This window comes from Saprospiraceae bacterium (genome assembly GCA_016715965.1).
Taxonomy (GTDB): Bacteria; Bacteroidota; Bacteroidia; order Chitinophagales; family Saprospiraceae; genus Vicinibacter.
Genome location: JADJXG010000001.1, coordinates 2,957,737 through 2,981,854 on the forward strand (window position 1 = coordinate 2,957,737; position 24,118 = coordinate 2,981,854).

The 24,118-nt window shown below is 38.6% G+C and carries 23 protein-coding genes; 7 read left to right on the forward strand and 16 right to left on the reverse strand.

Going from position 1 to position 24,118, the window contains the following annotated elements; translation table 11 throughout:
- The first annotated feature begins 18 nt into the window (after positions 1–18).
- From IPM48_11270 to prmA, 3 genes are read left to right on the forward strand one after another with little or no spacing between them, the layout of a single operon-like run.
- On the forward strand, positions 19–1,227 hold the full coding sequence (locus tag IPM48_11270) for a T9SS type A sorting domain-containing protein (protein ID MBK9272164.1): 1,209 nt from the start codon (positions 19–21) through the stop codon (positions 1,225–1,227).
- A 33-nt stretch (positions 1,228–1,260) separates the two neighbouring features.
- Positions 1,261–2,154 carry a bifunctional 5,10-methylenetetrahydrofolate dehydrogenase/5,10-methenyltetrahydrofolate cyclohydrolase gene (locus IPM48_11275; protein ID MBK9272165.1) on the forward strand — a complete coding sequence of 298 codons (894 nt, stop codon included), beginning with the start codon at positions 1,261–1,263 and terminating at the stop codon, positions 2,152–2,154.
- Entirely contained in the window at positions 2,151–2,978 is an 828-nt protein-coding gene (gene prmA, locus IPM48_11280) for a 50S ribosomal protein L11 methyltransferase (protein MBK9272166.1), read from the forward strand. The genes IPM48_11275 and prmA overlap by 4 nt, the downstream gene beginning before the upstream one ends.
- Here prmA and maf read toward each other — a convergent pair.
- The 6 genes from maf to icd form a co-directional block, all read right to left on the reverse strand.
- Positions 2,975–3,565, reverse strand: a complete 591-nt coding sequence (maf, locus tag IPM48_11285; protein ID MBK9272167.1) for a septum formation protein Maf — start codon at positions 3,563–3,565, stop codon at positions 2,975–2,977. The two genes, prmA and maf, sit on opposite strands and share 4 nt — an antisense overlap.
- Complete coding sequence (locus IPM48_11290) at positions 3,561–4,496, reverse strand: UbiA family prenyltransferase (GenBank protein MBK9272168.1); 936 nt, start codon at positions 4,494–4,496, stop codon at positions 3,561–3,563. The genes maf and IPM48_11290 overlap by 5 nt, the downstream gene beginning before the upstream one ends.
- 2 nt (positions 4,497–4,498) lie before the next feature.
- Complete coding sequence (locus IPM48_11295; protein ID MBK9272169.1) at positions 4,499–5,020, reverse strand: HAD hydrolase family protein; 522 nt, start codon at positions 5,018–5,020, stop codon at positions 4,499–4,501.
- The gene (gene iscX / locus IPM48_11300; protein MBK9272170.1) at positions 4,999–5,247 is read right to left on the reverse strand and encodes a Fe-S cluster assembly protein IscX; all 249 of its coding nucleotides are present in this window, start codon (positions 5,245–5,247) and stop codon (positions 4,999–5,001) included. The genes IPM48_11295 and iscX overlap by 22 nt, the downstream gene beginning before the upstream one ends.
- Positions 5,248–5,266: 19 nt before the next feature.
- Positions 5,267–5,608, reverse strand: coding sequence for a 2Fe-2S iron-sulfur cluster binding domain-containing protein (locus IPM48_11305; protein MBK9272171.1), 342 nt, complete (start codon positions 5,606–5,608; stop codon positions 5,267–5,269).
- Positions 5,609–5,701: 93 nt separating this feature from the next.
- Positions 5,702–6,919, reverse strand: a complete 1,218-nt coding sequence (gene icd / locus IPM48_11310) for an NADP-dependent isocitrate dehydrogenase (GenBank protein MBK9272172.1) — start codon at positions 6,917–6,919, stop codon at positions 5,702–5,704.
- Between the two features lie 164 nt (positions 6,920–7,083).
- Here icd and IPM48_11315 point away from each other — a divergent pair, with 164 nt between their 5' ends.
- Together IPM48_11315 and IPM48_11320 are read left to right on the forward strand one after the other, a co-directional pair.
- Positions 7,084–7,653: a Crp/Fnr family transcriptional regulator gene (locus tag IPM48_11315; GenBank protein MBK9272173.1), complete on the forward strand. Its 570-nt coding sequence runs from the start codon at positions 7,084–7,086 to the stop codon at positions 7,651–7,653.
- A gap of 108 nt (positions 7,654–7,761) precedes the next feature.
- Positions 7,762–8,628 carry an alpha/beta fold hydrolase gene (locus IPM48_11320; protein MBK9272174.1) on the forward strand — a complete coding sequence of 289 codons (867 nt, stop codon included), beginning with the start codon at positions 7,762–7,764 and terminating at the stop codon, positions 8,626–8,628.
- A gap of 65 nt (positions 8,629–8,693) precedes the next feature.
- On the opposite strand, the gene IPM48_11325 is transcribed toward IPM48_11320, so the two are convergent.
- The 5 genes from IPM48_11325 to IPM48_11345 all read right to left on the reverse strand — a co-directional run bounded on the left by IPM48_11325 (position 8,694) and on the right by IPM48_11345 (position 14,793).
- A complete protein-coding gene (locus IPM48_11325; protein MBK9272175.1) occupies positions 8,694–9,152 on the reverse strand; it encodes a barstar family protein in 459 nt (152 codons plus the stop codon).
- An 8-nt stretch (positions 9,153–9,160) separates the two neighbouring features.
- Complete coding sequence (locus IPM48_11330; GenBank protein MBK9272176.1) at positions 9,161–9,601, reverse strand: ribonuclease; 441 nt, start codon at positions 9,599–9,601, stop codon at positions 9,161–9,163.
- 3 nt (positions 9,602–9,604) lie between these two features.
- Positions 9,605–12,970 (reverse strand): efflux RND transporter permease subunit, encoded by a 3,366-nt coding sequence (locus IPM48_11335; GenBank protein MBK9272177.1) that lies wholly within the window; start codon positions 12,968–12,970, stop codon positions 9,605–9,607.
- A gap of 41 nt (positions 12,971–13,011) precedes the next feature.
- Complete coding sequence (locus IPM48_11340) at positions 13,012–14,151, reverse strand: efflux RND transporter periplasmic adaptor subunit (protein ID MBK9272178.1); 1,140 nt, start codon at positions 14,149–14,151, stop codon at positions 13,012–13,014.
- A gap of 150 nt (positions 14,152–14,301) precedes the next feature.
- Entirely contained in the window at positions 14,302–14,793 is a 492-nt protein-coding gene (locus IPM48_11345; protein MBK9272179.1) for a hypothetical protein, read from the reverse strand.
- 118 nt (positions 14,794–14,911) lie between these two features.
- On the opposite strand from IPM48_11345, the gene mutS reads away from it, so the two are divergent.
- Positions 14,912–17,518, forward strand: a complete 2,607-nt coding sequence (gene mutS / locus IPM48_11350) for a DNA mismatch repair protein MutS (GenBank protein ID MBK9272180.1) — start codon at positions 14,912–14,914, stop codon at positions 17,516–17,518.
- Positions 17,519–17,673: 155 nt separating this feature from the next.
- On the forward strand, positions 17,674–19,908 hold the full coding sequence (locus tag IPM48_11355; GenBank protein MBK9272181.1) for a TonB-dependent receptor: 2,235 nt from the start codon (positions 17,674–17,676) through the stop codon (positions 19,906–19,908).
- Here IPM48_11355 and IPM48_11360 read toward each other — a convergent pair.
- From IPM48_11360 to IPM48_11380, 5 genes are all read right to left on the reverse strand, one after another.
- Positions 19,905–20,288, reverse strand: a complete 384-nt coding sequence (locus tag IPM48_11360; GenBank protein MBK9272182.1) for a c-type cytochrome — start codon at positions 20,286–20,288, stop codon at positions 19,905–19,907. The genes IPM48_11355 and IPM48_11360 overlap by 4 nt on opposite strands.
- Entirely contained in the window at positions 20,278–20,886 is a 609-nt protein-coding gene (locus IPM48_11365) for an SCO family protein (protein ID MBK9272183.1), read from the reverse strand. Before IPM48_11365 ends, IPM48_11360 begins: the two co-directional genes overlap by 11 nt.
- A gap of 66 nt (positions 20,887–20,952) precedes the next feature.
- Positions 20,953–21,537, reverse strand: a complete 585-nt coding sequence (locus tag IPM48_11370) for a tRNA-(ms[2]io[6]A)-hydroxylase (protein ID MBK9272184.1) — start codon at positions 21,535–21,537, stop codon at positions 20,953–20,955.
- Positions 21,538–21,744: 207 nt separating this feature from the next.
- Positions 21,745–23,022: an AAA family ATPase gene (locus tag IPM48_11375; protein MBK9272185.1), complete on the reverse strand. Its 1,278-nt coding sequence runs from the start codon at positions 23,020–23,022 to the stop codon at positions 21,745–21,747.
- 23 nt (positions 23,023–23,045) lie between these two features.
- Entirely contained in the window at positions 23,046–24,116 is a 1,071-nt protein-coding gene (locus IPM48_11380) for an endonuclease/exonuclease/phosphatase family protein (protein ID MBK9272186.1), read from the reverse strand.
- Between the last annotated feature and the right edge of the window lie 2 nt (positions 24,117–24,118).

Here is a 24,118-nt window from a genome sequence, read left to right on the forward strand (position 1 = left end):
GATTTAATTATTTTAAATATGAAAATTTTCTGCATCGTTTGTTTTTTATGTGTTTGCTCCATGCTGGAGGCGCAGCCGTGTGATTATTCGATTCCAAAGTATACATTTCGTAGCCAAAAGGACATTCCTGTTGGCAGTGATTTGGATTACAGATTGGTATCTACCAATCTGTTTATAGACATCTATTATCCTGTTGGATCAGCTGAGCATAAAAGACCTTTGGTGATGTTTGCCTTTGGAGGTGGATTTATTGGAGGAAAAAGGCAGGACATGGCCATTTTATGCGAAGAATTTGCAAAAAGAGGATTTGTAGCTGCAACCATTGATTACAGAATTGGGTTTGATGGCATTTCAATTCTGCCAACAGATTCTGCAGAAGTATTAAGAGCTGGGTTTAGAGGGGCACAGGACGGAAAAGCCGCACTCAGATTTCTAAAAGCAAGGCATTTGGAAGATTCCATCGACTTGGACAGGATTTGGGTGGGTGGTGTTTCAGCAGGAAGTATCGTTGCTTTGGCCACTACCTTTTTTCAAAATGAAGCAGACAAACCCAAAGAAGCAGGAGAAATGCCTTCGGTGGGTGGCCGCATGAGACCTGATTTGGGACCATTGGAGGGCACAAGACATTTAAATGGCTACGATACCAAAGTGCAGGGAGTATTTAACATCTTTGGAGCAATGCTTAGTTTGGATCAACTGAAGTCTGACAATGATGTGGCCATTATGTCGTATCATCAAACCCAAGACCCTGTGGTTCCATGCAATGCAAACAAACCATATTTTGGCAATCCTTTAGTGGCTGCCAATTATCCCACTTTGTATGGAAGCTGTGTTCTTTCTCAGCACCTTCAATTTTTAGGAGTGCCAGAAAAATTGCACAAATCCTGGATTTATTCAGGTAATCAACATGCCATGCACAACCAAAATGAGGTGTTCAAATTTCTTTTGGAAGGAGCAAATCCATTGCTTTGTCAAGGTTTTACCTCCACCACAGAACCATCCAATCGTTTTGCAGTGATGCCCAACCCATTTCAAGATCAAATTCAAATTGTATCAGATTTAAATTTCGATTCATACCGAATTTTAGATTTGAATCACAGGGTATTGTCTTCCGGAAATCTAAGCACAGATTCCTTTATTTCTACCAGCACGGTTACCCCAGGATTTTATTTTTTGGAGTTAAGAGCGGGAAATGAATACATGAAAACTAAAATAATAAAACTTTAATTAACTTCTTTTTTATTTTCTTATAAAACCGATATGAAACTTTTGGATGGAGTCCATTTGTCTGGAATTATACGCCGGGAAATTGCAATTAGAGTGATGGAACATTGCGGCAACCAAAGGAGGTCACCTCATCTTGCCGCCATTTTAATTGGCAATAATCCCGCAAGCCAGGCTTATGTCAGAAATAAAATAAAAGCATGCGAAGAAGTGGGTTTTGGTTCGACATTGATTAAAAAACCAGAATCAACAACGGAGCACGAAATTATTGAACTAATTTCTGAACTGAATGCAAGCAGAGAAATCGATGGTTATATCGTTCAATTGCCCTTGCCAAGGCACATCGATGAAGATAAAATTAATCTGGCCATTGATCCGATAAAAGATGTGGATGGATTCCATCCCAATAATTTTGGCAGAATGGCTCTTGGCCTTCCAGCACTTAAACCTGCAACACCAAAAGGAATCATGATGATGCTGGAACGTTATGAGATTGAAACCGAGGGCAAACACTGTGTTGTTTTGGGAAGAAGCAATATTGTAGGCACACCTATTTCCTTGCTCATGTCAAAGAAAACCAATCCTGGAAATGCGACAGTGACCATTGCTCACAGCAGAACAAGTGATCTTGCTGGTTTGTGTAGGAGTGCAGACATCATTATTGCCGCCTTGGGCATTCCTAAATTTGTGAAAGGAAATATGGTAAAAAATGGTGCAGTTGTAATCGATGTAGGCATCAATAAAATATTGGATCCATCTCACCCGAAAGGTCATAGGTTGGTAGGAGATGTGGATTTTGATGAAGTGAGCCATTTGTGTTCTGCCATCACACCTGTCCCGGGAGGGGTTGGTCCCATGACAATTACTGCACTACTCGACAATACATGGGAAACTTATGCCAATACCCATATGATAAATGCTCCCTCATGAATAATTATGTTGGTCTGACCATCCAACTTAGCCCTGAAAGACAGGAGCTGATCATGGCATTCCTCTATGAAATGGGGTTTGAGGCGTTTGTAGAATCTGAGACTCAGCTTCAGGCTTTTATTCCGATCAATTTGTGGGGAGAAGATATAAAGTCGCAGGTTTTTGGGAAACTACATGCATCTGGTTATGCATTTTCTGAAAAAATATTTGAAAACAGAGATTGGAATGCGGAATGGGAAGCCAATTTTCAAGACATTGTTATTTCCAATGAGTTAAGAATAAGAGCTATCTTTCATCCCTATGACAAGCGATTTAAGGAGGAAATCATCATCGCTCCAAAGATGGCTTTCGGTACCGGACATCATGCCACCACTTCTATGTTGTTAGAGTGGATGATCGGACAGGACCTTATGGGTAAAAAGGTTTTGGATTTTGGATGTGGAACCGGTATTCTTGGTATCTATGCCATTAAGAAAAAGGCAGATTTTGTGGCCTTTGTGGATATAGAGGAACCAGCTTGCGAAAACACCCACGAAAATCTAAGACTTAATCAGCTTGAGTCTCAATGGGTAAAACAGGGTTCAATTGATTCTATCCCGAAGGTCACATTTGATCTTATTCTTGCCAATATTACCCGGAATGTAATTGTCGAGCATTTAGACGAATTGCTGATTCACTTGAATCACAACGGAAGTTTGATCATTTCTGGATTTTTAGAAGCGGATAAAAATTTTATGTTGGAATATTGTGAAAGCAAAAAACTGAAATTGACCCAGCTCATGCAAAAACAAGATTGGATAGCGATGGCGTGGGTAAAACCCTAATCTTTTAAGCTCAGCGCCCCATCAAAATTTCTGAGTGCTTCATACACCAAATCTGTTGGAAGACCCATAATATTGGAGTATGTGCCTTCGATTTGCGAGATTTTACAAAGTCCGATCCATTCTTGTACTGCATACGCACCGGCCTTATCGTAAGGTTTATATTTTTCAATATACCATTTGATTTCACCATCATACATTTCTCTAAAGCTAACGGTAGATTTTCCGGTAAACGAAATTTGCCTGGTGGAATCTTTAAGGCAAACACCTGTATAAACCTGATGTGTTTTTCCGGAGAGGGTGGCCAATATTCTGTATGCATCCATGTAATCGGTGGGTTTGTTAAATATTTGCTTTCCCATAACAACTACAGAATCTGCGGTCAATAAGATCTCGTCATCTTTAAAATGGGCTTTAGATGCAGCTGCCTTCTTCTCCGCCAAATAAACTGCAACCAGCTCTGGAGAAAGGTCTGGTGGAAATTGTTCATCAAAATCTAGGAAAACAGTGTCAAACCAAAATCCTGATTCTTCCAACAATTGTTTTCTGCGGGGTGACCCAGAGGCCAGAATTATTTTTCGTCGATTAATGTATTGCTCTTCCAAAATAAATGATTGTATAGTAAAACAAACCAAATAGCATGTATATTTTAAGAAATAAACTTACTCTTGAGTACAATTTGGGATGGTGTCCAAAGGTATAATAAATGAAGAGAATACAAACCGGAAGATACAAGAGAATCATGGGGTAGGCCCAATGAATAATTTCAGTGTCAATATTTAAGAGACATTGAATCATCAACAACAAAACAAGAAGTATTTTAACGAGAATTTTACTGCTATTCAAGCCCAATCCTACTGCTGTGGTTTTACATCCACAGAGCCAATCGCCATATCTGTCTTCCTGATCCTTCACAATTTCTCTGGCAAGTGTGATTAAAAACGCAAACCCAGACAGTATTAAAAAAGTGTTTTGTATATTTTCATATAAAATTGGTTGCTGTTCTTTTATATCTAGCAATAGCTCATGATGAAAAAAAAATGGTATTCCTATTAGTATTGCAACCAGACCAGAAATCAGGAGATTTCCAAAGAGAACAGTGCACTTTAAGCGATAGGAGTAAAAATACAACGCAATCACAAAAAACGGATATAACCAAAAGCTCCAGAGGAAGTCTTTTCGTACAGCCAGAATCAGCGCATATACAAAACCTCCCACCAATAAATATTGATACATTCTTGCAGCCCTTGGCACACTGATGATTCGGCCAATGATTTGTTTGATTGGCGGTCTGTTTGCCCAGTCAAGTCTTGAATCATAAATATCGTTGATCAGATTGCCAGAAGCAGCGACAAGTATACAAAAACAAGTAAGCAAAAATTGATCCTTGATTGTAATGGCAGAATATGGGTTTTCAATCCTCAAAAGGGGCTCATAAATCAGGATATAAAAGCAAACGGATTGAAAAATTAAAATCATCAGGAGATTAGGCCATCGGATCAGATTTAGCCATTCCCTCATGTTCACCAAAGATTTTTGGCCCGAAGAATATTTTCAATTAGTTCCCTGACGCAACCCTCTCCACCTTTGTATTTGGAAACATGAAGTGCATGATTTATGGCAGCTGCCATAGCGTCTTCAGGACAAACAGCTAAGCCCACCAATTGGAGACAAGCGATATCGAGTTCATCGTCACCCATATAGGCTGTTTCCTGTGCGGAAATGTTCCATTCAGCAAGTTGAGAAATAAGGACAGGCAGTTTGTCCTCTACACCCATATGAACATCCTTGACATTCAATATTCCCAATCTCTTTAAAACACCATCTGAGCGCCCTCCGGTGATGACCGCTATTTTTAAGCCATTCTGTATTGCTTTTTTGATGGCGTATCCATCTCTTACATTCATCGAGCGCAGGAATTGCCCGTCTTCTGTTACTAAAATTTTATTGTCTGTTAAGACTCCATCTACATCTAAAACGATGGCCTTAATGGTAGGTAAAAGTTCGTAATAGGATTTATCTCTCATGAATTGTTGTCTCTCCATTCATAGACCCATTTAGCCTGGATTTGTTCCAGGTGGCCCTCAGAACAATCTTCTCTCTTTCCTTCAAAATGGGGAATTTCCAAAATCCATTCGATGAGGTCTGTAAAACGGATTCTGTAAATTTTACCTTCATCAAATTCTGATCCAAACTTTTCATACAAAGCCATGGCGATGTCTTCGTGGTCCGTCCAATGAATTGGTAAATTTTCAATATCTTTAAAACTCATGTGTGGTGTGATTTGGAATTTAGTGTTCGTGACCAATGATCCTTTTTTGATCCGGTATTTCTACTTCTATTTCTGCAGATTCTTCCAAAACAATGCACTGGCAGGCCAGTCTTGATTCGAGTTTTGGATTGATGGCACGATCAATAAAATCTTCTTCTTTGTCAGATATCGCTTCCAGATATTGATCTCCCTGATGAATGTAAACATGACAAGTCGAACAGGCGCAAACTCCTCCGCAGTTGTGGTTGAGGTGGATGTCTAATTCTTCAGTGAGTTCCAGCAGGGATTTGTCCAAAGCTTCAATGTTTACATTGACTTCCGGAATGCTATTGTCTTCAAAAATAAATTTAATTTTTGCCATGTAAGATCAATCCGCTATTAAACATCAATAGGGTAGCAAGGTTCAAAACCCCTTCTGATATCAAATTTATTCTGTTTGAATGAAAAGGACAAATTACATATTCTGAACAATCTCTTCACCAAACTCACTGCATTTTAACAAAGTAGCGTTTTCCATCAATCTATGAAAATCGTATGTGACTCTTTTGGAGGCGATTGATTTTTCAAGACCTTTGCTAATCAATTCAGCAGCTTCATTCCAACCCATGTATTCAAACATCATCACACCTGATAAAATGACGGAACTAGGATTTACTTTGTCTTGTCCGGCGTATTTTGGAGCCGTTCCATGAGTTGCCTCAAAGATGGCATGTCCTGTGATATAATTTATATTTGCACCCGGAGCAATACCTATGCCCCCTACCTGTGCAGCCAAAGCATCGGAAATGTAGTCTCCATTTAAATTTAATGTGGCAATGACATCGTATTCATCAGGTCTAAGTAGAATTTGTTGTAAAAACGCATCTGCAATTACATCTTTGATGATCAAACCATTGGATAGTTTCATCCAAGGTCCTCCATCGAGCAATTGTCCTCCAAATTCATTCGCACAAAGCTCATAACCCCAATCCATAAAACTTCCTTCTGTGAATTTCATGATATTGCCTTTGTGCACCAGGGTCAAACTTTTTTTCCCTTGGGCAATTGCATAATTTATCGCGGCGCGCACCAATCTGAACGTACCTTCTTTGGAGACAGGTTTAATACCAAATCCTGCGGTATCAGGAAATCTTACTTTTTTAAAACGATCCGGAAAATGCTCTTCCAATATTTTCTTAAATTTATCAGCATCCTCTGACCCAGCTTTAAATTCGATGCCAACATAGATATCTTCCGTGTTTTCTCTAAAAATGCACATATCCACTTTTCCGGGTTCTTTGACAGGAGAAGGCACACCCTCAAACCATCTGACGGGTCTTACACAGGCATATAAATCCAATTGCTGCCTCAATGCTACATTGAGTGATCGTATACCTCCACCAACGGGTGTGGTCAAGGGTCCCTTAATAGCGATTAAATGGGATTTGATGATATCCAATGTCTCCTGCGGCAACCAGTTTTGGGTTTTATGGAATGCTTTCTCACCTGCTAAAACCTCCAACCAATGAATTTTTCTCGACCCATTGTATGCTTTTTCAACAGCAGCATCAAAGACTTTTACAGAGGCCGACCAAATATCGGCACCCGTACCATCACCTTCAATGAAGGGAATAATAGGTTCATTGGGTACAGTCAATTTTTGATTGGAGCAAGTGATTTTTTCGGCAGACATATTATATTTATTTAAATGTGTAGTTATTTAAAACGCAAAGATAATATTTTATATCATCATACTTCAAGAAATTGATAACCGATTTACAAATTTTGGAATAACAAAAGCATATCATCCAAGTTTAATTGCTATTTTCGTTGCTTGTTATTGGTTTTAACTTTTGTATGCATGAATTGTATCAATATCTAAGTGGGTTTTATCCCATTGGCATGGAGGATTTTCATTTGCTTTTTGAAAATTTTTCTGGGAAGTCGTTTAAAAAAAATGAGCATATTATTGTACCCGGGCAAACCCAGACCCATTTGTATTTTATCGGGAAGGGTGTTCAAATGTCTTACCATGAAGGAGAGTCCAAATCCCATGTGATTGCCTTTACTTATCCCCCCAATTTATGTGCAATTCCTGAATCATTCTCTTTCCAGCGACCTTCCAGCTATTATTTGTCTTGCTTGACCGAAACAAGCGCTCATGGAATCAGCTATGAGAATTTGCAAAAGGTTTTTGATCAATCTCACCAAATCGAAAGATTGTTTCGCGTAATGACAGAGGTCGTCCTTGCTGGAATGATTTTCAGACATATTGAATTGCACTCCTTGTCCATTGAGCAAAGATTTAAGGCATTTTGCAACCGTAGCCCACATTTACTACAGCTCGTACCCCATAAATATATTGCATCTTATCTGGGAATGGATTCCACCAATTTTAGCAAACTTTACAACCAGGTAAAAATTTAATATTGGTTTGTACCAACTTTCCTTTGGTCAAACAGATAGAAATTTACACCGAAATTCAAATCAACAGAAGGATTGTATTTTTCAAATTATTTCTAAGAATAGGAGAGTATGACGGATCAATTTGCCTGGCTTGACAGAAGGGAATATCCCTTTGAATCAAAATATTTTAACTTCAATAACCACAGAATTCATTACATTGATGAGGGGGTGGGTGAAATTCTATTGTTCGTACACGGTACGCCATCCTGGAGTTTTGACTTTCGCAAGGTCATTCTCAATCTAAAAAAATATTTTCGTTGCATAGCCATTGATCATATCGGATTTGGCTTGTCTGACAAACCAGAAAAGTATGATTATTCAACAAAGAAACATTCTGAGGCCCTTGAAAAATTTATCCTTGACAACAATTTGAAGGATATCAATTTGGTAGTGCATGATTTTGGGGGACCGATTGGTTTTCAAGTAGCCATCAATCATCCAGATCTTTTTAAAAAATTTATAGTTCTTAATTCCTGGTTGTGGAGTAGTGAAGAAGACCCAGATTTTCAAAAATTTAGTAAAATTCTGCGAAGTCCATTACTGCCTTTTCTCTATTTGTATTTCAATTTTTCCCCTTCTTTTCTCTTGCCCAGATCGTTTGGAGATCATAAAATTTCGAAATCAATTTTGCGACAATATACCAAACCATTTGCCAATAAGTCCCAGCGATATGGAGCTTTGGCTTTTGCCAGATCATTGATGAATGACCAAAATTGGTTTGATGATTTGTGGCATTCACGGGCTGTCATATCCTCTGAACCGGTACTTTTTTTATGGGGAATGAAAGATCCCCTTCTGAAGCCGAAATACTTAATCCAGTTTAGATCCGGCTTTACCAATTCTAAGGAAATTCATTTGACAAATAGTGGTCATTTCCCGCAGGAAGAAGAACCGGAATTGGTGTCTTTGGAGATAGAGCGATTTTTGAAGATATGATCCATGCAATCCATTAAACGCTTATTATTCAACGATCAACGGATTGTAAATAAATCTTGACCGCACTATATTTCTCTGAATTCAATATTATTTTGAAGAAAAGTTTCTTTTAGTTTCGGAGAATTGATAAAGCCGAAAGTAATATTCTTTTTTGGAATGTTGGCTTCTTCAACTTCTGCATAATGCCGCCATTCGGTTACAACATCCTGTAAAAGCAATAGAAGTTCTGATGGTGCATCCGGCTCAGTGATTAATTCATCGCAAAGTATTTTTTCAAAATGTTCAATTACGATAAGAATGTTCGAATTCGGGATCCAGGCCAGATCCAGCAAGCCATCGTAAAGGGCGTCTTGATTAGAACCAAAGTATTCTGGAAATTCAAGAGATTTTGCAATCAAATGAATTAAATCAGACCAGGATTTAGCTTTTTGTCCATTCCACCAGAATATGGAATGATTTTCAAGTGCCAGTTTTTGCAGGCTCTCCCGATCATGCAAAACGATCATCTCAGTTTTGAGCTTCATGGTTTTTATTATTCTATTGGAATGAACGTGCTGTAATGATCAAAAGTATAGTAAGCGGTTTGATTGGATCCTGTGACAAGTCTTTCCGGACCACGATCTTTGCCAGTTATATAGGGATGCACATCCCATTCTCTGTATTTAATACTCTGGCCTTTATTCGATTTTTGGGGTAATTTCTTTTCTCTGTTCTGAAAATTTCTGCCCCCCACATATTGATTAGGAGCTTTCCCATTTTCCCGAATATAATGATACACTTCAAGTACATATTTTGGAATCTCTACTTTTTTAAGAAGTTGATCCTTCTTGTCGATTTTTGTGCGAGCTATTTGAAGCTTTGACTGATATGAAAATAAATATCCAACCAAGCACAAACCGATGCACAGCAAAAAGAAAATTGGGAAATAGCCTGAATGTCTAAAATTAAAAGAACGTTTTTTCTCGTTCTTCATGCTTTAAAATCTGCTTGATAACTTTCTTATTTTTTCGCGGGTGTTGTATCCAAGCATATAAATGGTGGGTACCACCAGCAAAGTCAAAAAAGTGGAGGCGATAAGCCCAAATATCATGGTCCAAGCAAGTGGGCCCCAAAACTTGACATTATCACCGCCCAGATAAAACTTTGGATCAAAATGGGTCAAAAGAGACTCAAAACTCATATTCAGTCCAATGGCAAGTGGAATTAAACCTAGAATGGTAGCGATCGCAGTAAGTACCACAGGTGTCAGCCTGGTAGCCCCACCTTCAATGACGGCATCTCTCACTGAAAGTCCCCGCTGTCTTAATTCATCAATAAATTCCAATAAAATGATTCCATTCCTCACAACAATACCAGCCAAAGCAAAAATTCCAACTCCGGTCATTACCACACTTAAAGTCAACTTGGCAAAGCCAAATCCAATGGCAATACCAATTAATGAGAAAAGTACGGTTGAGAAAATAATCAATGGCTTCACCACAGAATTAAATTGACTTACCAGAATGAGAAGCATTAAAGCCAATGCGGCTCCAAAAGCCACACTCAAAAAATCCATGGTTTCCTGTTGCTGCTCTAACTCACCTGTAAAATCAACTCTGTAGCCTTCCGGCAATTCCATTTGGGAGATTAGGTCTTTTAAACTGGCAACAATGCTATTTGGGTTATAGCCCGGACTTACATCTGATGAAAGGGTGACCAATCTTTTTTGATTCTTCCTGTTGATGCCGTTTATGGCATTCGTATATCGGATCGTTGCCAAGGCATTGATTGGAATTTGACGAAACTGACCAAGAGACATGTCCATATATGATATGTTCATATTCATGATCATTTCCAGTTGTTGTCTGTCAGCTTCTTTTAATCTTAACTGGATGGGAGCATCATCGTTTTTATCTCTAAATTTGGAGGCTTCTTTTCCAAACAATGCCGTTCTTATTTCAGAAGCCACCTGAGCCAGACTTATCCCATTTCTCTGTGCTTTTTCTTCATCAATGTCAATGATTATTTCCGGTTTGCTGATTTGGAAGTCTGAGCTTAAATTGTCTACTCCTTCAATATTTGATTCCTTGACCGCATCCTTTATTTGATTGGATAATTTGACCAACACTTCAAAATCATCCCCACTGATTTCCATATTGATGGCTTTTCCGACTGGAGGGCCATTGCGCTCTTTTTCTACCCTGATTTCTGCACCTGGGATTCCATCCGCAAATTCCTCTTTTAATGCTTTCAATACATCAACGGTGGACGCATTATTTCTTTCAGAAAATCTTACAAATGCAACGGAGACTTTACTTTTATGTGGTGTAGCCACCCTGTCCGGATTGTCAGGATCGCCGGCACCTAATCCGACATTTGTAATAACTGAAGTAACTATTGGGTTATTTTGACCAATCACTTTGTACACCCTCTCTTCAATAATTTTGGTCACGCTGTCCGTTACAGAAGCATCTGTGTTCATGGGCATTTTGCAATATACATACGCAAAATTGGGATCTCCGTCCGGGAAAGTCTCCACAGCGGGATTGCTCATTATAAAACCCACCCAACTAATTATTAAAAATAAAGTAACTCCAATTAAGATAAAAATAGGTCTTACACCTTTGATCATCATGATCAGTAGATTCTTATATCCATTGATCACAGAAGGCCAGATTCGGGTTTGAAATGCAATTACCATCTTTTGAATGGCAAAGTGGTACAACAATATCAGTAAAATGGCTACTATTGAAAAATTACCCAATCCTCTTCCCAGCCAAAAATATCCCATCAAAGCAAGTACAACAAAAAAGAGGATGGGCCAAAAATAATCTTTGATTTGGGCTTTGTGTTCAGTATCATCCCTTTTCATAAAGGACACCGCAAAAACAGGATTCATGATAAATGCAACGAAAAGCGAAGCACCCAAAGTAATGATCAGTGTGACCGGCAAGTTGCTCATGAATTTGCCAATAATGCCTGGCCAAAACAACAATGGTACAAAGGGCATTACCGTCGTAAGAGTCCCTGATAGTACCGGAAAGAAAACCTCACCGGCCGCTGCATTTGCTGCTTGGACGATGGAAAGGTTTTTAAATTTATTAAAAATTCTATGGGTATTCTCAATGACAACAATGGCGTCATCTACAATAATTCCAAGCGCCAGTAAAAGCGAAAAAAGTACAATCACATTCATGGACATACCCAGAACAGGCATCCACAAAAAAGCAACCAAGGTTGAAAGCGGAACAGCCAAACCTACAAAAAAGGCATTGGTAAAACCCATGAAAAACATCAAAACCACCACAACAAAAATAAATCCAAGGATAACCGTATTAAATAAATCATCCAGTTGGACTCTGGTATTCTCTGATGTGTCACTTGTCACTTTTATGGTTAGACTTTCAGGAAATTCTTCTTTCTTGTAGTCTTCAATTATTTGATATATTTTGTCGGTAGCTTCAATCAAGTTTTCACCTGACCGCTTGATTACGTTTAGAGTGACGACCGATTTGTCATCCAGTCTGGCAAAATCCTGCTTTTCTTTGAATCCATCTTTTACCTCTGCAATATCCTTGATGAATACTTCTGTTCCGGTGAACGATCTGACAACGATTTGTTCAATGTCACTGGGAGAGTTGAATTCTCCGGTAACCCTTACATTTCGTCGCAGATCTTTGACCCTGAGTTCTCCTCCTGAAATATTTAAATTTTGCCTTTGTATTGCCCCTTCAATATCCCCAAATGTTATTCCGGATGCATTCATCCTATACAAATCGACATTGACTTGAATTTCTCTTTCAACTCCTCCGATAATATCAACCCTTGTAATTTCCTTTAAGGATTCAATTTGATCTTGTAATTGTTCAGCAAATCCTTTAATCCGATCCAAAGGAAAATCACCAGCAAGGTTGATGTTCATGATCGGAATTTCACTAAAGTCAAACTCCTGTACCTGAGGATCTGATTTTAAATCATTGGGTAAATCTTTTTTGGCCTTATCCACTGCATCAGCCACTCGCTGCTTGCAAATTTTTGGATCCATTTCTGTACTAAACTCAGCAATGATCAAACAAAAATCAGATACTGAATTGCTGGTTACTTTTGTAATCCCATTAATTGATTTTAATTGCTTTTCGATCGGCTTTGTGATCAGATTTTCAATATCCTGCGGGCTGGCACCTGGATAGATGGTTGAAACTGAAACGGTAGGAATGACAATGTCTGGAAATAATTCCTTTGGAGTTCTGTTGTAAGCCACTATACCAGCTATGGTGATGAGTATTGTAAAAACATAAATACTGGTGGAGTTGGCAATGCACCATTTGGTAAACCCCAGATTTTTAATATGATCCAATTCCATAAAATTCCTTCTTCGAAAATTAATTTAAGCAGCGGTTTAACTTAGAGGATCTTGATTTTTTGACCATCTACGATGTCTCCGAATCCTTGTGTAATTAAAAACTCACCTGTTTTGAGTCCTTTGTTAATCACAGTATAGCCATTGTAACTGACATCAGGGTTGATTATTTTTTTGCGAGCTTCCCATCCTGTCTCTGATTTTTCTGCAATTAAAACATAGAATTCTCCGTCAATTGTGGTTTGAATTAAATTTGCAGGTATGACAATGGTGTTTTTTATAACTCCATTGTTAATTTTCATTTTTACCAGCTGGTTGGCTTTAATGCCGATATGACCGGGAGGAATTTTAGCTTCAACGATAACGGTTCGACTGGATAAATTAACTGTTTGGCCGGCATAGCTGATCGTACTTTGTATCGTTTTGTTAAGATCTGGAAATGAAAGGCTTACTTTATCTCCTTTCTTAATTTTACCGGCATACAAATCACTTACTTTGGCCTTTACGGAAAGAGATTTGTCATTCACCACCCTGATTCCATTAAAGCCGGGACTCGCCATTTCACCTATTCGCAATTTAATCTCATCCACAACCCCATCAATCGGGGAAGTAATTTGGCTGAGACTTAATTGGGTTTGGAGAGATTTTAATCTTTCTTCCAATTGAAGTTTTTGATTTTTTGCCTGCAAAAATTGCGCCTCAGATCCTATCTTCTGGTCCCACAAATCCTTTTGTTTTTGGTACATGGTCTCAGCAAGTTCAAGTCCTGTTTTCACCTCCTCCATGGCTTGTCGGATGGTAGAGCCATCAAGGGTGGCCATGGTCTTGCCTTTTCTGACCGGGTCGCCTACCTTTACCATGATGGATTGCACAACACCAGGCATTTGAGGAGAAGCCACTAGGTTAAACTCGGCATCTACCATACCTTGAATCTCTAAATATTCATTAAAATCTTGATTGAGTAAAGTGTCAATTTGTACCAATTTAAGCTTGCGGGTACTATTTGAGGTCGAACTGTCAACACTCACCAAACTTTCTAATTCTGCAATGCGCGCATTGTACTCGGCCACTTTTTGTTTAAGTTCTGCCAATTCCATTGCAGGGTCTTTTGCTTTTTGTGGTCCACAGGAAAAGCCAATTGTTAAAACAGCCAGGAAAAGCCATTGGGATCGTTTATGCTTCATACTCTAATGCAATCTTTGTTTTGAAAAGCCGCAATCTAAACGCAAAATAAAGTTATAGGTTTGGCTTAAATCTAAATTTAAATGGCTCTTTGAACTAAGATTGCAAAACAATACTAATATTTGAGAAAGATTAACAGATAATCCATAAGATCACTCTTCTTCGAAGAGCTCATCATAAAATATGGGATCAAGCATAGGCAAACCCAACCAGACATTTTCCTCAGTGCTAACGGCACCCATTCGTAAGAAACCGCCTGAAGCTTTTGCTACTTCTTCAGCAAAATCAATGAGACTATCGTAATACTGTGAGGCTACATAAAGCTTTAGCTTTGGCAAAATCCCGTTGAGAATCATCAGCTCTTTGCTGATTTGTTTATTCCTGGTGATGTGATCGTTGGGGTATTCCTCCAGCATTTTTGAAAGCAGCGGGCCAAATTGTTCTTTCAATTCCTGGTAAATGGGTTTTAATTCATGGGTATATGCAAAAGAACGAATGCCGATTATTTTTTCTGCCCAGGCCTTTTCTTTAAAATCGATCTGGCCATCTGCGCCTGCAATCAGAATCGCTATTTTTGGTATGGCCAAAACTAATTCCTGATATTCAGATGGTTTAAGTATTTTAAACGCTCCGGAGGTTGTCATAATTCATCATTGATTATTGACCCAAAATTAACAGTAGTTTTGAAATTTTACAATTGAAATATGGGCATTGCTTTTTTTGCAACATGATTCCTTACCTTTGTGATCCTCTTCGTTAAAAATGGAGCAAAACTTATTGTTTGAAGTCAAATCCATCACTCCATTGATGGAACAGTATTATGCCATGAAGGCTCAACATCCCGATGCTTTGCTATTGTATAGAGTGGGAGACTTTTATGAGACCTTTGGGTCTGATGCTGAAAAGGCAGCCAATATACTTGGAATTGTGTTGACCAAAAGAAACAATGGTGGTGCAGACATAGAGCTGGCGGGTTTCCCATACCATGCCTTGGATTCATATCTTCCAAAATTGGTGAGGGCCGGTTTGCGTGTGGCCATTTGCGAGCAACTTGAAAAACCTGTAAAGGGTAAAAAGGTAGTAAAAAGGGGAATCACTGATGTAATTACACCTGGAGTTACATTGGATAACAAGCTCCTGGATCATAAAAAGAATAATTTTTTAGCGGCGGTCTTTCAAGCGGATTTAGTCACTTTTGGAATTTCGTTTGCTGACGTAAGTACCGGAGAATTTTTCCTTGCCCAGGGCACCAAAGAGTATATAGATAAGTTAATTCAAAATTTCTCACCTGCAGAAGTCCTGATCCCCAGATCATCAAAAGTCTGGTGGGAGGAACATTTTGAAAATTCGCTCTATATTTATCCCCTCGAGGACTGGATTTTTACCTCTGAATACGCTTGCAAAAAGTTATTAAATCATTTTAATACCCAAAGTTTGAAGGGCTTTGGAGTGGATGAATATGAGATTGGGCAAATTGCAGCAGGAGCCATTCTCAATTATCTTGAATCCACTCAAAGTATTGTCCCAAAACACCTTTCCAACATTAGTAGAATAAAAGACGACGATTATGTCTGGATGGACAGGTTTACGCTTCGAAACCTTGAATTGGTAGATTCAATGCATGTGGATGGGAAATCACTGTTGGATATATTGGACCATTGCCTTACTCCAATGGGCTCTAGATTGATCAGGAAATGGATTTCATTGCCCCTGCAGCTCATAGACAGAATCGAAGAAAGATTGGTTTCTGTCGAAAAATTTTTAATTCACGACGATGCTTCAAGTGAGTTGCGCAAAATCCTCAAGACTTTAGGCGATGTGGAAAGATTGGTGGCTAAAATACCCATGAGGAGAATTAATCCGAGAGAACTTCGATTTATTGCCACAGGTCTTCAAAGTATTGGCGAAATAAAAAATTATTTGCAACAATTACAACCGGAAGGATTGGTTTCCAAAATTGTGCAGCGCCTTGATCCAATGGACCCTTTGATTTCTTTGATCCGCAAAATTCTACAGAGTGATGCACCAGCCACCATAAACAAAGGAGGCATCATTAAAGAAGGAAATAACCAGGAGTTGGATGACCTTCGGTACATACACCAAAATAGCAAGGATCTATTGTTGGATATTCAAAAACAGGAAATTGTCAACACGGGGATTTCCAATCTTAAAATTGGATTTAATTCGGTTTTTGGGTATTTTTTGGAGGTGACCAACAAGTATAAAAATCAGGGAATGGTTCCTGAGCATTGGGTCAGAAAGCAAACCATGTCAACCGGCGAGAGATATGTTACCGATGAGCTTAAAAAATTGGAATCAAAAATTCTGGGGGCAGAAGAGAGAATTATTGCTTTGGAAGAGGAGTTGTACAACCGATTGGTGGACGAAATTCAGGAATTTGTCATTCCACTTCAGAACAATGCTTTGGCCATTGCTCAACTGGATTGTTTGTTAAGTCTTGCATTTGCAGCCAAAATATACCATTATACCAAGCCTGAGGTGTCCGATCACAGGGTTATTGATATAAAGGAAGGAAGACATCCGGTCATAGAACGCCAAATGAAAGAAGGAGAATTCTATATCCCCAATGATGTTTATTTGGATCATTCTGACCAACAAATCATCATCATCACGGGACCCAATATGTCTGGAAAATCTGCTATTTTACGTCAGACAGCCTTGATTTGTATCATGGCACAAATAGGAAGCTTTGTGCCCGCCAAATCTGCTTCCATCGGTTATTTAGACCGGATCTTTACCAGGGTTGGAGCTTCAGACAACATTTCTTCCGGTGAAAGCACTTTTATGGTAGAGATGAATGAGACTGCATCCATTCTCAACAATCTTTCTGATAGATCTTTAATCCTTTTGGATGAAATTGGCCGCGGCACCAGCACTTATGATGGAATTTCTATTGCCTGGTCCATTGCAGAATTTTTGCATCAAAGTGCTTTCAAGCCAAAGACTTTATTTGCCACCCATTACCATGAGCTCAATGAATTGGAATCTCATTATGCAGGCATTCGTAACTTCCATATTTCTACCCAGGAAATACAAAAAAAAGTCATTTTTCTCAGAAAGTTGATAGAAGGTGGTAGTGAGCATTCTTTTGGAATCCATGTGGCAAAAATGGCAGGTATGCCTGAATCTGTCGTATTAAGAGCGGAGGAAATACTGCTTAGTTTGGAATCCAAAAGGACAAAAGGTGAAAATTCTATTCCTAAAGTTAAAATGCACGATATCACAATAATTGATCCTGTCCAAAACAAATGGAAAATGGTCATTGAAGAACTCAAACAAATGGATCTCCAGTCTTTGTCACCACTGGAGTGTATGATAAAAATCAATGAATTAAAGAAAAACTTGTAGGGGAATGCAACTTAAAATTTGTGTAAGCTATTGAAATTAAGTGATTTGTGTTCTTACTTACTTAGAAATTATTTTTTTTTGGACTTGAAGCTTGGATATTTGGAAGGATTGTTCGTTTTAGATTTAATTTTGCGCCTTCAATTGATAAAAAGAAAATGATTCGAACTCTTTTAATTGCCTTTTTGGCTATTTTTATACAACAACTGAGCGCCCAAAAAGGAGATATCAGAGGTAATGTTTACGACAAGAGTACAGGTGAGCCCTTAGAATTTGCTTCTGTCTTTTTAGAAGGAACCAGGTATGGCACAGCTACTGATAAGACAGGTTTCTATATTTTGGCGGCTATACCTGCAGGAGAATACAACCTCTGTGTCAGCTTTATTGGGTACGATACTGTGAAGCAAAAGGTGAGCATTAGAAATAACCAGATCATTAATAAACAATTTAGTCTTTCTGAATCAAGCTTTAATCTGGAGGAAATATCCATTACCGGAAAAAGAGAACAGTCAAGAACAGAAGTGCGCATTTCATCCATTTCGATCACCCCAAAGGAAATTAAATCATTGCCGGCTACCGGTGGTGAAGCGGACATAGCTCAGTATCTTCAGATCATTCCGGGCGTCATTTCTACAGGAGATCAGGGCGGTCAAATATACATTCGCGGTGGATCTCCGGTGCAGAATAAAATTTTACTCGATGGAATGACGGTTTTTAATCCATTCCATTCGATAGGAATATTCTCTGTTTTTGAAACAGAAATTATCCGTTCAGTAGATGTTTTGACTGGTGGATTCGGTGCAGAATATGGTGGCAGAATTTCAGCCATTGTTGATATGAAAACCCGAGAGGGAAATAAAACCAGATTTGGAGGATTGGCCAGTGCAAGCCCTTTTATGGGTAAATTGTTGTTGGAAGGGCCAATATCCAAGTATAGAGAGGACAAATCGGGTAGCACCTCTTTTCTTCTTACCGGTAAAAAATCATTCATAGATCAGACAGCTCCAACACTGTACAAATATGCGCTGGATTCTTTGACTGGTAATTTACCTTTTTCATTTACCGATGTCTACGGAAAGATCTCTACCATTAGCGACAATGGTTCCTTTTTGAATCTATTTGGTTTTAGTTTTGATGACGCGGTCAATTATACCGGACTGGCTAGCTTGGGTTGGAATGCCAGTGGTGCCGGTGCCAATTTTAAAATTGTACCAGCGACTTCTTCCATTTTGATTGGTGGAAATTTGGCTTATTCAGATTATAAAATCAATTTGGATGAAGGTCAGGATGAACCTCGATTTAGTCGGATCAAAGGAATCCAATCCAATTTGCATTTTAGCTATTTTGGCAGAAACAGCGAGGTGAGATACGGTCTTGAATTTAACGCTTTTAGCACCGATTTCAAGTTTACAAATTTTTTAAAAGTTCCGCTGACCTTTAATGTCAATAATACTGAATTAGCGGGATTCGTCAGGTATAAATATTTTACAAAAAGAATTGTGCTTGAGCCCAGTCTCAGACTACAATATTATGCTTCACTTTTAAAAACATCCATAGAACCAAGATTTGGAGTAAAATACAATGTGACGGATAGGTTTAGACTCAAATCAGCAGGCGGTCTGTATTCCCAAAATTTAATGAGCTCAGTAAGCGAAAGAGACATTGTCAATTTGTTTGTGGGTTTTATCACGAGTCCTGATCTCATTTATGGAAGTCATCTGGTAGGAGGATTTGAATTGGATTTAAATTCTTTTACAGAGTTGAATGTGGAGACCTACTACAAAAGATTTACCTCTCTCTATAATCTCAATCGAAACAAAAGAAGAGTCAATGAGAGCGATTTTACCAAAGAGACAGGAGAAGCTTATGGTATTGACTTTTTGCTGAAATCAAGTTTTGTCAACTGGAGGGTATGGTTGGCTTATTCTCTGGGATTTGTCAATAGAGACGATGGACAGCAGCGATTTCCTGCACTATTTGATCGGAGACATAATTTAAATTTGGTTTTAGATTATCAGTTCGGAAGAAATAAAAGCTGGGAGACCGGGTTAAGATGGAATCTTGGTTCGGGATTTGCCTTTACCAAGATTCAAGGTTTCATTTCGGATCAGTTTTTGGGAAGTGGCCTCGAATCAAATTTCGGTATTGAAAATCCCGACATAGGAGTCGTTTATTCAAGAAATATTAATTCCGGGAGATTGCCTTATTATCACCGGCTTGATTTTTCAGTCAAAAAGAGAATTGAGTTCACAAAACGCCTGAAATTGGAAATTACTGCCAGCGCGACCAATTTGTACAACCGTAAAAATATTTTTTATTACAATGTGGTAGAAAACAGAAGGGTAAACCAACTTCCGGTACTTCCCTCTTTGGTTGCAATGCTCTATTTTTAATGATTGCATTTTTGAATGGCGGATTGAACTTCTTGTAAACTGGTTATTGAATCAATCTGTAGCATTTCATATAAATAGTTGATAAGATTGCAGAGCTGAATTTCACTGAGTTTTTCATTGGAGGGCATGGGTGTTTTAATTTCTTTTGAGGGCTGGGATATCGGACTGCCATATTTCACAAGGCAAATTATTTCCTTTTGAGATTTAATTAAAAGACCTTCTCTGCTCAAAGATGGGTATAATTGTGCCAATCCTTCCATTCGAAGACCGTGACAATTTGCACAATGATGATTGTAAAGCAATTTACCTTCTTTAAAAGGTTGAAGCGAAATCTGACAGGATACAATGAACAGGAAAGAAGCAATTAATTTACCTTTCATCCAGCAATATTCTTACATCTTTCATCAACCGATCGACATCCTTATCATCTGTGCCGAGTGCATAGGATCTCATTCGTCTGTTTGAATCGACCAATAGAATCCAGCCGCTATGGTTGATCCCACCTGCAGTCTCTGGATCATCCACAGCTATACTCATATAATCATTGACCAAATTGCGGATATCACTAGCAGTCCGACCTTGCAGTATGTGAAATGATGAATGGTTAATTCCCAATTTGGTATAGTAATCTTTTATGCGCCTGACTGAATCCCTTTTGAAATCCAGACTAAAGCAAATATAGGCTAGGTTTTTCTCTTCCGGGAATTCGTCTTTTAGGCGGATCATGTTGCGCATGACCTTAGGACAAATGGTGGGACATCCTGTAAAAAAGAAAGTCGAGAGATACACTTTTCCTTCCAGTGATTTGGATGAAAAAACCATACTGTCCTGGTTGATCAACTCCCATTCAGGAACCTGATTAAAAATGGTGTCATTATCAACAATAGTGTAGTTGCCAATGTATGGTAATCTCTTTTCTTGTTTGCAATATTGAAATGCGATGGCCATTAGAAATAAAAAATAGGGAACTCCTTTCATATCAATAAGTAATGATTTTACCAACATGATGTTTAATAGAAATCTGATTATTTATCAATTTAATCTTCAATGCAGTGCTGGCCTAAGCTCTAATTGATCAATGACCATGGCCTCCTGATCAAGCCACCAATTTAACCTTGTATAGACCTTTTCCTCTGGAAAATACTGCAGTGCCATTTTGACATAAATATGTCCATGTTTTGCTTCTGAGGTCCAGAGCATTTTGTAGAATTTTTGATACCCTGGATCCGACAACCCTTCTTCAATCAACTTAAATCTTTCTGCGCCCCTTGTCTCAAACACCGAACCTATCAGTAAATGATCCAAAAACCTTTCATTTCTTCCGGAATGCATGAATGCGATCAGTTTTTTTATATAGGGATCTTCAGTAAGTTTGTGCGGCATCTCCACTCCACGATCTCGCATTAGCCGATAGACCATTTTAAAATGTTCCAATTCTTCAATGGCAGTATCGATTAAATCGTCGTGAATCAAAACCCTGTCTGGATATTTGGCCACAAGACTCATGGCCATGGCAGATGCTTTTCGCTCGCAATCCGCATGGTCTTTTAAAAACTCATCAAAATGATTCAAAACACACACCACCCAGTCCGGCCGACTGGGTCTGCGTACATCAATATTTAATTTCAAATTAAAAAAATTATGAATTGGCTGATTTAAACAGGAAATACATCAAGATCATTAATGCCACTGCTACAGATAGAATGATGGTGAAAATTTTCTTTTCTTCTTTTTTCTCTTGCTGTCTGTTGGGCTGCTTTAGTTTAGACATATTGCATTGTTTTGTTGTGTAAAGTTAGAAATTATTATCAGATTTCGGGTTAAATTATCTTCATGCTAAGACCAGGCTTTTAAGAATTCAGTAACTCGCTCATCCGTCCGAATATCTTTCCAATTCAATTTTTCTTTGAGAAATACACCTTCTATTGATTTGCACCTGCTGAGCGCAACATACACCTGTCCGCTTTCAAATGCCCCAAACCCTAAGTCTACCAATATTCTCTCAAATGTTTTGCCCTGGCTTTTATGAATCGTCATGGCCCATGCTAGTTTTACAGGCAATTGGGTATAACTACCTAATATTTCCGAATGGATGGTATTGTCTTTTAACTTGTAGCGAACAACGTCCCATTTATTTTGTCCAATTTCGACGATTTCATCGCTCTCGTTCATTCTGGCTATAATGCTGTTCTCTCTAAGCTCAGTCACTACTCCGAGACTTCCATTGTAAAATTTCTTTAAAGGATCATTTTTGATGGTCATTATCTGTGCTCCAACTTTCAAGGACAAATGGAGATCTGCAGGATGTTGACTTTGATGTACAATACCTGTGGTGGTGGCGGTGTAGATTTTTGTGGCTTGATCAATCGCATTTAAGGCTTTCAGATTAATTACAGAAGCGGCAGAATTCGTGCTTGTTAAGGTCACATAGGGCGCTTGGATAGTTGCTGTTGATTGGACATGCCGGGTATTTATTTCATTCAAATCTTCTTCGTCCGCTTCATTCAGTCTAATCCGGTTTAACAATCGAATAAAGCGCATTTCATTTTGTCTAAACACCTGATTTAATTCAATTAATTCGAAATTGTCCAGGCGTTGCATTACCTTAGAAGAAAAGAAAAACGGACTTGGATAAACACTGCCAAAATATTCTCTTTCTTCGTTCGTACTCACTATTGGAGGCAATTGATACAGGTCTCCAATCCATATCATTGGAATACCGCCAAAAGCGAGGTCATTTTTTGCAGACAACCTTAAAACAGCATCGATATGATCCAGCAAATCTGCACGGACCATGCTTATTTCATCAATAATGATCATTTTGATTTGCTGAATCATTTTTTTGGGTAAAGGGCGGTAATCATTAGGAGTAATCCAACCTGGAGGAAATTTGAAAAATGAGTGGATGGTTTGACCCCCGATAAGTATGGCTGCTACACCAGTGGGCGCAAGTGTGATTACTTTGTGGTCTATGGTTCGCTTAAACAAGTTTAATAAGGTTGATTTTCCAGTGCCTGCCTTGCCGGTCAAAAACAAAACCCCCCGTAGTTCCTCCATCCTGTCAAGGATGGAATGTTGCTCTTCATTGAGCAACAAGATTTCTTTTTCATGCATGGTTATGGTTTTGGAAGCGGTCACTAATCCAAATTCTTTTTGAGAAATACAAGCACCGGAAAATGATCACTGTAACCATAATTGTACACATCGCCTGAAAAAGTTCTCTTTGGGTGATTTCTATAATGCCCCTGGTCTTCGATCATAAAAGCTTTTCGGTACACATGATTCTGATAGAATTTAAAACCCGAATTCTCTTTCTGAATGAAATCGCTGGAAAATAAAATCTGGTCAAATAAGTGCCAGCTGTTATTATGGGCCAATGTACCTTCACCTTGCATAAAGTTTTTATAGAAAGGATTAAAATACTGTTCCTTGGTACACTTGTCGATTTGATCACATGAATTAAGTGAGCTTTTTACACTTTCATTATTGGGGTTGTCATTGAGATCACCCATGATGATAATCCCGCAATCCGGATTTGCCATTCGGACTGAATCTGCCAGATGTCTGTTGACAAGAGCAGATTGGATTCTGAATTCTTTTGTTGCGCCTTCACCTCCTCTTCTGGACGGCCAATGGTTAAGCAATAAACAAACCTTTTGACCAGCCAACAATCCGGTGACCATGAGGATTCCTCTTGTTGGTTTTGACTCCCCCGATTTGTTAGTCAAATTAATTGTAACCATGCCGGAAGAAAATGGAATAAACACCTTCGGTTTGTAAATAAAGGCCAAATCAATACCCCTTGGGTCAAATGATTCATGGTGAATAATATCGTATTGCATTGGTTTAAGGAAGGGATGTTCAATCAAGTCTTTCAAAACTTGTCGATTTTCAATCTCACAAACTCCTAATATATCTGCACCTCTTGTCGAATAATGGAGTCCAAAATCTTTAATGACCGATGCCAATTTTTCAATTTTATCATTGTATTTGTCTTGTGTCCAAACTTTTGCCCCTCTGGGTGTAAATTCTTCATCCTGAGTTTCCGGGTCATCCAGTGTATCAAATAAATTTTCAAGATTGTAAAATCCAATACCAAGAATTTCAGCTTTGATCTTGTTCTGGGATTGTACGGCGGTTACGTTTACCAAAAAAAATAGACCGAAAATGAGATGGAAGCAATAACGAATACTTTGGAAGAAAACCATAA